Source organism: Erwinia sp. JUb26, from assembly GCF_003751505.1.
Lineage (GTDB): Bacteria > Pseudomonadota > Gammaproteobacteria > Enterobacterales > Enterobacteriaceae > Erwinia.
This window is the reverse complement of the sequence record NZ_RJVB01000002.1, coordinates 401,538-413,426: the sequence shown is the minus strand read 5'-3', so window position 1 is coordinate 413,426 and position 11,889 is coordinate 401,538. Positions and strand designations below refer to the sequence as shown.

9 protein-coding genes and 1 pseudogene are annotated in these 11,889 nt (G+C 52.2%); 1 reads left to right on the top strand and 9 read right to left on the bottom strand.

Annotated elements, in window-relative coordinates; all coding sequences use genetic code 11:
• Positions 1-780 precede the first annotated feature (780 nt).
• The gene (locus tag EC836_RS06990; RefSeq protein ID WP_123331480.1) at positions 781-2,091 is read right to left on the bottom strand and encodes an MFS transporter; all 1,311 of its coding nucleotides are present in this window, start codon (positions 2,089-2,091) and stop codon (positions 781-783) included.
• Between the two features lie 316 nt (positions 2,092-2,407).
• Between EC836_RS06990 and EC836_RS06985 the strand changes: the two genes are divergently transcribed.
• Entirely contained in the window at positions 2,408-2,965 is a 558-nt protein-coding gene (locus tag EC836_RS06985) for a UPF0149 family protein (protein WP_123331478.1), read from the top strand.
• Between the two features lie 115 nt (positions 2,966-3,080).
• Here EC836_RS06985 and EC836_RS06980 read toward each other — a convergent pair whose 3' ends face one another.
• The 8 genes and pseudogenes from EC836_RS06980 to nlpA form a co-directional block, all read right to left on the bottom strand.
• Positions 3,081-3,410 (bottom strand): multidrug efflux SMR transporter, encoded by a 330-nt coding sequence (locus EC836_RS06980; RefSeq protein WP_123331475.1) that lies wholly within the window; start codon positions 3,408-3,410, stop codon positions 3,081-3,083.
• A gap of 12 nt (positions 3,411-3,422) precedes the next feature.
• Positions 3,423-3,836, bottom strand: a complete 414-nt coding sequence (locus EC836_RS06975) for a multidrug efflux SMR transporter (RefSeq protein ID WP_123331473.1) — start codon at positions 3,834-3,836, stop codon at positions 3,423-3,425.
• Positions 3,837-3,871: 35 nt separating this feature from the next.
• Positions 3,872-4,819, bottom strand: a complete 948-nt coding sequence (cutD, locus tag EC836_RS06970) for a choline TMA-lyase-activating enzyme (RefSeq protein ID WP_123332144.1) — start codon at positions 4,817-4,819, stop codon at positions 3,872-3,874.
• A gap of 59 nt (positions 4,820-4,878) precedes the next feature.
• Positions 4,879-7,359, bottom strand: coding sequence for a choline trimethylamine-lyase (gene cutC, locus EC836_RS06965; RefSeq protein WP_370346936.1), 2,481 nt, complete (start codon positions 7,357-7,359; stop codon positions 4,879-4,881).
• A 154-nt stretch (positions 7,360-7,513) separates the two neighbouring features.
• Positions 7,514-8,878: pseudogene (locus tag EC836_RS06960) on the bottom strand (acetaldehyde dehydrogenase (acetylating)); the annotation flags it as partial.
• Between the two features lie 418 nt (positions 8,879-9,296).
• Positions 9,297-9,815, bottom strand: coding sequence for a FidL-like protein (locus EC836_RS06955; RefSeq protein ID WP_123331471.1), 519 nt, complete (start codon positions 9,813-9,815; stop codon positions 9,297-9,299).
• Positions 9,812-10,615, bottom strand: coding sequence for a winged helix-turn-helix domain-containing protein (locus tag EC836_RS06950; protein ID WP_123332142.1), 804 nt, complete (start codon positions 10,613-10,615; stop codon positions 9,812-9,814). The genes EC836_RS06955 and EC836_RS06950 overlap by 4 nt, the downstream gene beginning before the upstream one ends.
• A 305-nt stretch (positions 10,616-10,920) precedes the next feature.
• Positions 10,921-11,730, bottom strand: a complete 810-nt coding sequence (gene nlpA / locus EC836_RS06945; RefSeq protein ID WP_123331469.1) for a lipoprotein NlpA — start codon at positions 11,728-11,730, stop codon at positions 10,921-10,923.
• Positions 11,731-11,889: the final 159 nt, after the last annotated feature.

The following is an 11,889-nucleotide window of genomic DNA, read 5'->3' as shown; positions in this document are numbered from 1 at the left end:
GCATATTTGTGAGTTCTTTAACGTCGAGAACGCATTTCAGAAATATGGACTAATACAGAAACAGAGGTGTTTTGCTGAGTTAGTACGGGTCGCTTCAGGCCGTATTACGTTGAAGAATGAGTTTTTAGCATAATCCCGATGAGTTGTTCTGAATTGGCTTTAACTCCACTGCACCCATCTCTGACTATGCAAAACGCATAGCTCAGATGCTTGCCTTTATTTCGCAAAATGGCCATCCCTTAACGTTTTCTGCCGCTGTTGGAAAATGGCTTTAGCGGCGTAAAAGGAGATTCAATGTCGGACTACTCGAATGTTTAGGCGAAGCTGAAGTTCGAAAGCAGGCTGGTAGTGCCCGCGGTTAGGCAATCTGCATAGCTGAATACAAAGAGAACGCCGGGATTTGGTCTTCAGACAACGCGGAAGTCAGAAAGCGGGCTGGTTGTGGCCCCGGGCGGGCAATCCACAGCGCTGAACGCAGAGAGGAAAGCCAGGATTCGCCTGCAAGGACGCAGGCGAAAGGCACAGCCGCGCAGGACGCGCGTCTGTGCCGGTCCGTCTGGCTGACGAGCGAAGTGAGGGCACCGCAAAGCGGCGCGAGGACCGCCCGACCGGGGGCACAACCAGCCAGCGCCAACTGATGATTTTGCAAGCGACAGTCTAAATCGATGCGCCCAGCTGACGAGCGAAGTGAAGGAACCGCAAAGCGGCGCGAGGACCGCCCGCCCGGGGCCACAACCAGCCAGCGATAATTCCACCACCGACAGCACCACAACACTATCGTTAACGATTCACCAACCTCGCCGGCAATGCCACCACCAGCAACGAACTCAGCAGCAGACACACCGCGAAAAACCACATCGCACCGCTGCTGCTGCCGGTCAGATCCAACGCCAGACCCATAATTGAATTACTCACCAGCCCGGCAATATTGGCCACCGAACAGGCCAGCGCAAACCCTGCCGCTGCCGCCGTGCCCTTCAGGAACGTCGCGGGCAGGCTAAAGAACACCGGCACGGCTCCGATAATCATCGCCTGCGCCAGTGAAAACAGCAGCACCGTAGCCAGCACGCTGTGGCCGGCAAATGTGCTGGCCGCCATCGCTCCCGCACCGATAATAAACGGCACAATAATATGCCAGCGGCGCTCGCGCATGCGGTCCGAACTGTAGCCAATCAGCAGCATCCCCACCAGCGCGGCCAGGCTCGGAACGGCGGTCAGATAGCCGATAGTGCTGATACTGGTCACACCCGCCTGCTTAATCAGTGTCGGTAGCCAGAACCCCATCGCATAGGCACTGAGCAGAATCGAAAAATCGATGCCGCCGAGCATCAGTACCCGGATATTCAACAGCCCGTCGCGCAGACGATGCTTACTTTCGCGCCCCTCAAGCTCATCAATATCCAGCTCCCGCTGTACGCACGCCTTTTCCTCGCGGCTGAGCCAGCCAGCCTGCGCAATGCCGTTGGGCAGCACCCACAGTGTCATCAGACCGAGCAATACGCTGGGCAGCCCCTCAAGCAGGAACATCCACTGCCAGCCCCGCAGGCCATGCAGTTGGTCAAAGTGGGTCATAATCCAGCCCGACAGTGGGCCGCCAATCAGGCTCGACAGCGGCAGGCCGATCATAAACAGAGCGATAATGCGACCGCGTCGCCAGGAGGGATACCAGCGGGTCAGATAGAACAGTACGCCCGGCAGGAATCCGGCCTCGGCGACACCAAGGAAGAACCGCAGGGCGTAGAACTGCGAGGGGGTCTGCACCATTAGCGTAGCGGCGGAGAGCAGCCCCCAGCTGATCATGATGCGGGCGATCCATACACTGGCACCGACGCGCTGCAGGATCAGGTTGCTCGGCACTTCAAACAGAATGTAACCGACGAAAAACAGTCCGGCTCCCAGGCCAAACGCGGTTTCGCTGAGCTGAAGATCGTTGGCCATTTGCAGTTTGGCCAGACCGATATTGATGCGATCCAGATAGGCAGCAAGGTAGCACAGGCACAAAAATGGGATGAGCCGCCAGGTGATTTTACGGTATGCCGCAATCGTTTGCGTTGCTGGCTGGACAGCCGGATGCACATCAGCATCAGTCATGGTTCTCTCCGGGGACCTTAACGAAAAGTAGTGGGATAGAAAGCGACTAGAGTCTACCAGAGTTGGATTTTGCTGATAATTATTATCATTTGAAAATTAAGCCAGGGATTCGACGGGACAATATGAAATGACCACTTTCAAGAAAACTCACAAATAGCTTAAATACCCGACACATCAAGCGAAAGCAGCCCGTTTTGCCTGCCCTGGAGGCGGCATTTTTTGCGGTCGGGATAGCTTTTTTCTGCACTGGCAACCAGAATACCCTCATACTCACCGGCGTGGTTGGTGAAAATGATATGTGGAGAGAGGTGACGCTATGCAACAGGGCCCCCTGACGGAAGAACAGCTGGAATGGCTGGACGACGTATTAATGAAATATTCGACTGAAGATTCTCTGGTCGATGCCTCTGAACTGGACGGCATGCTGACGGCGATCGTGTCCGCGCCGGTAGAGGTTCCACCAGGTGCGTGGCTGCCGGCCATCTGGGGCGGTGATGACCAGATGCCTGAGTGGGAATCAGAAGAGGAGTTCCGTCGTTTTCACGATCTGCTTTCCCAGCATATGAATGATATCGTCGACCGCCTGAGCGGATATCCGGATCAGTTCGAACCGCTATTTGGCATTAACACGGTCAACGATGAAGATTACACGGTGGTTGAAGAGTGGTGCTTTGGTTATATGAAAGGAGTCGATCTGGGCGACTGGTCTTCCCTTTCTGCATCACAGGAGCCAGCTCTGCTGATCATTGCACTGCACGGTCGCGAAGAGAATTTTGAGCGGCTGGAAAAACTCACCGTTGAAGAGTATGAAATCAGCGTTGAAGCTATCCGCCCCGCTGCAGTAAGCCTTTATTCAAAGCATCCGCTGCACTGATTTAACGGTTAAGCGTTGGTGGCAGCGTAACAGGAACAACAGACCTTGTTACGCTGCCATTTTATTAAGTTAGCTTTATTTTATTGAAGGGATAATAATAAATTTATTTTCCGATTCACAACGTCGAGAACGCATTCATAATTACCCCGCCGGAAATAATCAACAGCATGGCGAATATCGCCGGAAAATCAGGTTTTTGTTTATATAAAATCATTGAGCACAGTGTAACGCCAACAATGCCGAATCCGCACCAGAGTGAATAAGCAACCCCGACTGGGATGGTACTCATGGCCCTGGTTAGCGCAAAATAGCAAACGGCATAAGCAATAATAACTAAAACGGAAGGTGAAAATTTACTAAAGCCGTAGGTTTTTTTTATCATTGAGGTGCCGGTTATTTCGGAACAGATCGACAGTGCCAGCCATAAAAATCCCACATTAGCCATGATCGTACCCTCTTAGTCTGTTGGCGAACTTTCTTTTGTGAGTTCATGTGGCTGAACAGGCGTATCTTCAGTATCGTCACTGCCCATTCGGGAAAATAAATTCATAATAATGATGCCGCTGGCAATCACCAGCATGCCGATAATCGCCGCCGTATCAGGATGCTGGCCGTAAAACAGCATCCCCAGCGTTGAGACGGTTAAAATGCCGGTTCCTGACCAGGTGGCGTAGGCCAGGCCGACGGGGATATTTTTTACCGCCCGGGACAAAGAGTAATAACAGATGCAGTACAAGACGATGATCAGCCCAAGTAACAGGGTTTTCGTTAATCCTTCGCTGTTATCGAACATTTTTAACGTTGAGGTTGCTGAGGTTTCAGAGACGATGACCAGCAGCAGCCATAGCCAGCATTGCTTTTTAGACGACATGGGTAAACTCCTGATTGTTATTTAAATACATTGAATTAATGTCGAACTAAACGAATGTCAAAATCAAAATTTTTAAATCGGGATTCCATTTGGTTTAGCTCTGCCGATGTATATGACGGGTCATTTATTATCGGGTAGTTCATATCCAGTTTTTGGTATTTACTTTTTCCCAATTGATGGTAAGGGAGGATATCAATGCGGAGGATATTGCCGCGATGGGAAAGTTTTTTTACGTAATCTATGGCCGAAATAACGGACTCTTCCGAATCGTTATAGCCGCGCACCAGCGGAATCCGGACAATGACACTGGCACCCGAATCAACCAGCCATTCCAGATTTCGCTTAACGCGTTCGTTGCCCATGCCGAATAGCGCTTTGTGGTTGGCGCTATCCATTTCTTTCAGATCGAATAAAAAGGTGTCCGTGACGGCTGCCAACTTTTTATAGTTTTCCAGCGGTGTTGTTCCCTGCGTTTCTACCGCCGTATTGATCATCACTTTTTTGCATTCACTGAACAGCGCCACGGCGAAATCCGTTTGCAGGCTCATCTCACCGCCGCCGATAGTGACGCCACCGCCAGAAGAGGTATAGAAAAAGTAGTCCTGCATGATCACCTCCATCAACTCGCTCACGGTGTAATCTCTGCCGACGATGCTGATGGCATCGCGGGTACAGATTTCTTCGCATTTTCTGCAACCGATGCAGCCCGCTTCCCTGTTGATGAAATGCTTCATGACGCCGTTGATATTGGCCCGGTAGTGGGTCCCTGACGGACAAACGCTGATGCAATCCCCGCAGTCATTGCACTTGTCGTGAGAGTACATCACCTGGAAGCTGCCGGTCAGGCCCTCCGGGTTAGAGCACCACGGGCAGGTGATATTGCAACCTTTAAAAAAAATCAGCGTGCGGATGCCATCACCATCATAAATAGAGTATTTTTGGATATTGAAAATCCGCCCGGTCAGTTCCTTAGTGGTTATCATCTCTACCTCATGCATCAATGTGAACGTCCCTGTTCATCTCTCTTTCCTGTTGCTTATTCTCAGAACCCGTCAATGACCGTGCGGCTGATAATTTCATCCTGAACTTCTTTGCACAGCTCAACGAAGTAGGCGCTGTAGCCCGCAACGCGAACGATCAGGTCGCGGTACTTTTCGGGTTCCAGCTGCGCTTTTTTCAACACCTCGTTGTCGACGTAGCTGAACTGCATCTGGCCGTTGCCCATAATCGAGGCGGTGCGCAGCAGTGTGATCAGCCCAAAGCGGCCTTCTGGCGTATCGAGCAGCCCTTTCAGGAACTTGAAGTTGTGCACCATGCCGATATTCATGGTCTCCACGTTCATTTTGCTTACCGACTTGATGATCGCCGTTGGGCCCTGTTTGTCGGCGCCCTGAGTTGGACTGATTCCGTCAGACAGCGGCATCCAGGCCAGGCGACCGTTAGGCGTGGCGTTGGTCAGTTCACCGATAGGCGTATTGTTGGAGATCGACAGCGTACCGTGGCTGAGTGTGGAATAGAGCATGTCGTACTTCCGGCACTCTTTCTCGGTCCACTCGGTAATGTCTGCGGCATACTGGTCAACGTAGTTATCGTCATTGCCGTATTTCGGCGCGTTCAGACAGTCGCGGCGCATCGCCTCGTAGCCTTCGAAGTTGGCCAGCAGCGCATCACGCAGCTGTTCCAGGGTGTATTTTTTATCTTCGTAAACCAGCTTACGAATGGCCGCCATGGAGTCGACATAGGTCGCCAGCCCGGAGAAGATCAGGCCGGGGCCGTGGTTGATCATCGCGCCGCCTGCGGCAACGTCTTTACCGCTTTCCATGCAGCCCTCAACCAACAGCGACATCAGCGGTTTTGGTGCTACGTCGCGGTGTACGCGCTGGCTTATCACGGTGCCGATTGCCGACAGGCGAACGATATGCTCGACCTGCTGCTTAACGGCGGCGTCAAACTGTTCGAAAGTGCGCAGCTCACGTAGAGCGCCGGTATCAAGGCCCTGATGGCTGTCGAACAGCACCATGCGTCCCCGGTTCAGCACGAATTCAATGGCCATGGGCCACTGGGTGTAGCCTGTGGAGGTCCACTGATAGATACGGCCGGATTTTTGCGGCTCCACGCAGCCCATCAGGCAGTAATCGCGTGCGTCGTCAAAATCAAAGCCTTTGCGAAGCATCATACGGATGTGCGAATCATCGAAGTGACAGGCCGGGAAGCCCATTCCCGCTTTCACCACGTCGACGATTTTTTCCATGTATTTCTGCGGTGACTGGTTGTGAATACGGCATGCCAGCGACGGCTGGTACACTTTCACAAAGCGCACCGCGTCCATGATCAGATAGGTGAGGTCGTTACAGGCATCGCCACCCGCGCGTTTCTGGCCGCCGACCGTGAGGTTGATGAAGGGTTGATAACCGGCAAAGTACTTCGCACCGGCCTCACTGGACATCCACATCAGCTCGGCACATTTGATGATAAAGGCTTCCATCATCTCCAGGGCTGTTTCCTCGGTGAGGCGACCTTCGCGGATATCCGCTTCATACATCGGATAGCAGTATTGATCTACGCGTCCCAGGGACAGGCCGGTCTGGTTTTCTTCCACTTCGAACAGTGATTCGACGGTCCAGATGCTTTGCAGCGCTTCCTGCAGCGTTGTGGGCGGGTTAGCGGGGACGTTTTCATTCACCTGTGCGATGGTCTGCAGCTCGGCTTTACGCTGCGGATTTTTCTCTGCCGCCGCCAGTTCTCTTGCGCGGCGGGCGATGCGATTTGCGTAGTTAACCACACCGGTGCAGGTTTCGATCGCCGCTTTGTAAAAGTAAATCCGATCGATATCCTCCGGGTTTTCCATGCTCAGCTGTGCCAGATGCGCCTCGGCATCGGCTTTGATGCCGTTCATCCCTTTGGTAAACAGCAGCACGTCGTAGCCCGGGCAGGTATCGCCGCCGCCGTTAATCTGGTGATAGGAGAGGTCACTGACGAAGGTTTCACCGCTGAATGACCAGACTCCCGCTTCGCGATACTGCGCTTCACAGATTTCATCCAGGGAGCGGCCTTCCCAGAAGGGGACGATTTCTTCACGAATGGTTTTTTTATCTTCTTCGCTGATGACGAAAGGATCCTGCGGGCGCGTGCCCATGGTATCCAGCTCGTCACGCACCCAGCGCCAGGCGATATCCGGTGAGAACGCACCGGCACGCGGCTTACCGCAGGGATGGCCGACGATCAGTTCCTGGTCCTGAATCAGTATCGGTGCCGTTTCACAGGCGTGGCGGAAGGCTTTCGCCCGCAGCAGAATAACCGGCAGGCCCGGGTTGTTTTTCACCACCTCGGTAAAGGCCAGAGCGCGATAAATTGAGACGCTCGGACGGGCTTCAAGATAGTGCTTTCGAAGATACTGCAGCCGTGGAGAAAGCCCTTCCATAACGGTATCGGCAGGCTGATTGACAGCGCTTTCTGTGGCACTGAAGCTGTGTTTCAGCGCGTGTTTCTGCGCGGGAGTCGCTAATAAAGTATCATGTTCCATATTACTCTCCTGAATCTATTCCAGTCTTTCTGAATACGGGCACGAACGGTGCTCGCGGTAGCGGCCACCCGTAAAGCGGTGACCGTAGTTCAGAGTTTGGGGATGGCTGCCCGCGGCTGTCGGGCATTATTGACGGCCTGGGAAATTACGACTGACGCAGGTCGTCGATAGAACGGACGCCGAAGCCCACTTTGCGAATGTTGAGCAGGTTCATGGGGCCGACGTTATCGGAGGTGGAGCCACCGCCGATGGCGCCGCATCCCAGGGTCAGGGCTGGAGTCAGATTGGTGGTGGCGCCAATGGCGCCCAGTGCAGCCGGGGTGTTGATCAGAATGCGGTGGACGGGTTTTTCCAGGCTGAACTGGCGGATCACTTCCTGATTGCGGGTGTGGAGCACTAGCGTGTGGCCGAGCCCTTCGTTGTTTAACAGCTCAACAACGCGGTTGCAGGCAGACTTCCAGTCATTCTCAACGTACATTCCCAGCACCGGGCACAGTTTTTCCCGCGAGAAGGGGTTTTGTTTTGATACCACGGTTTGCAGAGAAACGAGTACGCGGGTATTGGTCGGCGCCCTGAAGCCGGCCATCTGGCTGATGGTCAGCGCGGTTTTCCCCACCGTTTCGGGATTGATGGTGTTATTGGCGCGCATCAGCAGCGCGGAGATTTTTGCGCTCTCATCATCATTCATAAAATAAGCGCCCTGGGCCTTCAGCTCGCGCTGAACGTCGTCCCAGATGCAGCGCTCGACGATAATCGACTGCTCGGAAGCGCAGATAACCCCGTTGTCGAATGTTTTACTGGTGATGATGTCTTTCACCGCCTGATGTACGTCTGCGGTGCGTTCGATAAAGGCGGGGCCGTTACCCGGCCCACCGCTAATCGTCGGCGTGCCGGAGGCGTAGGCCGCCCTGACCATGCCTTCGCCGCCGGTGGCCAGAATAAGAGAAACGTCCTTGCTGCGCATCAGTTCCTGGGTGGCATCCAGGGTCAGTTCGGTAATACCGCTGACGATGCCCGCAGGTGCGCCCGCCGCTTCTGCAGCATTTTTAACGATTTCGATGGCTTTCCAGCTGCATTCACGTGCGCCGGGATGCGGAGAGAAGACGATCGCGTTGCCGGATTTCAGCGCGATAATGCTTTTGTAAAAGATGGTTGATGTGGGATTAGTGGAAGGGACCAGCGCGCAGATCACGCCTAAAGGCACGCCAACATCCATCACTTTTTTCTCATGGTCTTCGTGGATAATGCCCACGGTTTTCATGTCTTTAATCGATTCATAAAGAAAGGTTGATGCAAAGGTGTTTTTCAGGACTTTATCCTGCCAGTTACCAAAGCCCGTTTCTTCACAGGCCAGCCTGGCCAGAGGTTCCGCCTGCGCTGAAGCCGCCTCCGCAACGCTTTTTATGATCTCATCGATTTGCTGTTGTGAGAATGTGGTCAGGATCGCCTGAGCTTTCTTAGCTTCGCGCACCAGGTCGCGGGCGTTTTGCCGGGACAGTAAATCCTTATCAATCGTCATCAGTTTATCCTTAATCAGGCTATAAAAAAAACCAGGCGCATCAAACTGTTGCCCTGAGGCGATAAAATGCGTCACGAATACTCTGAAGCTCACTATATCCCCTGAGATGGAAATCAAAATTTAAATTCGGATTATTGATGTATTTAGTTTTTAAATCTGAAATTTAGCGCTCTCATGCACGGAATTTATGTGTCTGTGCTGGTTTTTAATTGAACCGTAGTCGATTAATAATGTGGGTTTTTAACGCAGGCGAGCGAAGTGTTACTTTGTTAGCCCGATGCTAATGGTTTGAATATGAGTAAAGACAATGGCCCATAAAACTGTGTCGTGTCTCATATTTCAGTGAGGGCAGGCTCATTTAATAAAGACATAAAGTGCTGTTTATCCGTCGCGGTGTTGTAAGGATAGAGGGAAGAAATTAGTTGAATGCGTTATCGGATTTTAAGGTGCAGATATACAACGGTGAGTTGATTGAGCTGAGCATCACGGCTTTGCTACTCAGCCAGCGGGCATTCAGAAACAGGCCGTCGCGACTGTCTGACATCTCGCGCATAAAATAGTCGAAAATAATATCGGGTGACCGATCGATCGTAGAGGCGCTCGCTTGCCACTGGTTGATGATGTAGTGCTTTTCCGCTGCGGAGATGTGCCTGATGTTGTAGGTAAATTTAACGTAGCGCTGCAGGTAGAGCGAGCCCCGCTCTGAATCCGTATAGCCTTCCACGACCATGGAGCCCTCCCCCTGCGAACCGAAGTTGAAATGAACGGTACCGTTAACGTTTTCCTGGTCCATATTTTCAAAGCGCATAATGACTCTGGCGGAGCAGTCAATCAGGGCTGAGGCCTGCTGTGGAACCAGTCGCCAGGCGGTAAAGGCTGCCGCCGCGCTGAATATCAGCAGCGACAGAGTAAAAAGCGATTTGGGATAGTTTCTCATTGTGGAACCCATGAATAATAAAAGTAGTTATCGCAGTATCCATAGGAAACCGTATTGTGGCTGGCGCAGTGGGCGAGGAAAACACGACCTAACCCTCGGGTCTGTAATTTGTCATCGTAAAAGAAAACGTATCGCTGCCCGGAATTACAGGTGAGATTGAGTCGTCGTAAAACGCTCGCGAAGTTATTTTCGTAAGCGAGAATAGTAACCGTACCGATCATATCCGTGGTACCTATTAATTCGCATCCCTGCTCTGAATCGGACACCGGCGAAACAAAAATCGGGTTAAGGCGATTGATTAAGGTTAATGGTAGAATCAATAGCGATAAAATAATCAGTGCTACGCTGGCTATATTCCAGTGAATTTTCCAGCGGCCCCGTTCCGCAACGGAATGCTGTTTATCTTCTGTGGGGATTGCCACTGTCTGTGCAGCATTTTCGGCCTCCGGTGCCGCGTGGGGAAGAGAATCAACCTGCGGTTCGATGGCGATATCCGGATTCAGCTGCAGGTTACCCCGCGAAATAGTCAGGATAATATTATCGATGCCGTAGTGGCGAAATGTTTTGCGCAGCAGGCTGAGATATTGATTGAGATTGCTGTTAGACGACGTTAATCCTTTGTCATCCCAGACTTTTTTTAACACTTCATTCCGGCTGACAACCTCCTGATGCTGTAGAAAAAACAACAGCAGTGCGCTGGCGGTAATTGAGAGTTGAGTATCAGGTGTGCTGCTGTCCGGCAGCAAAATGCTTCCGTCCGCTGCGTCATAAATAAGACTGGCGTTAATGTTGTATCGCATCGGCAGCTCATCCATGTTGCCCGTCATTAAGCAAAGTCATTTTGAGATTGCTTACCCTTGTCTTAAGCAGGTACTCCGTCGCTGAAAATGGTCGGAAACGAGGCCGGAAAGCGGTTTCAGATCGTGACATTCGGTTTACAGGGAGGATCATACCGATGAGCAGGTATGATCCTTCTTGATCGCGATCAACGGTCGGCGGCGTCGCTAAAGATTATCCAGATACTGTGCGGTTTTTCACAAATATCTGATTTTAGTAATCTAAACAACTAACGACATCTCCGTAGCGCTGATGATGCAGTGCCGGTTTACCAGCCGGCTACGGCACCACCGTTAAAGATTTTATCTGCGGCGGCGGCCACTTCCGGCGACTGATAGGATTTAATAAAGTCGCGAACGTTTTCCGCATCTTTATTTTCTTCACGAGTCACAATGATATTCACATAGGGTGACTGCTTATCTTCAATAAATACGCTGTCACGAACCGGGTTCAGCCCGGTCTGTTGAATGTAGGTGGTGCTGATAATCGCTACCGTCACTTTGGCATCATCCAGCACGCGTGGCAGCTGTGCGCCCTCCAGTTCCATGATTTTCAGATGCAGTGGGTTCGCGGTGATGTCGACTGCGGTTGGCAGCAGGCCGGTATCGGGCTTGAGGGTAATCAGCTTTTCTTTCTGTAGCAGCAGCAGTGCGCGGCCAAGGTTGGTGGCATCGTTGGGGATAGCGATGGTATCGCCGTCCTTCAGCTCGCTAATCGTTTTGATTTTTTTTGAGTAGCCCGCCATGGGGAAAACGAAGGTGTTGCCAACGGCAACCAGGTTGTAGCCATGCGCTTTGTTATCCTGCTCGAGGAACGGTCGGTGCTGGAAAACGTTGGCATCCAGATCGCCGCCTGCTGTGGGTTCATTCGGCAGCAAAGAGCCGCTGAAACCCACCAGTTCAACATCCAGACCGTATTTCTCTTTGGCGACGGTTTTCGCCACCTCTGCAACATCCTGTTCCGCGCCGTTGATCACGCCAACTTTGATGTGGTGGCCGTCGGCGGCTTTTTGATCGCAGCCGGTGAGCAGCAAACCCAGCAGCAGTGCAGTAGCGGTAACGGTAACTGAACGAGTCATGACTGGCTTAAACACGATATTTTTCCCTGAATTCAAAGAGGTAGAAGGCTGTCAAATAACCGTAATTCTGTGATTGAGTCAACCGATTGACCATATGATAAAAAGGCACAACTTATAATCAGATGATGTAAGGGCGAGAGAGGGAGAGCTGGAAGGGGG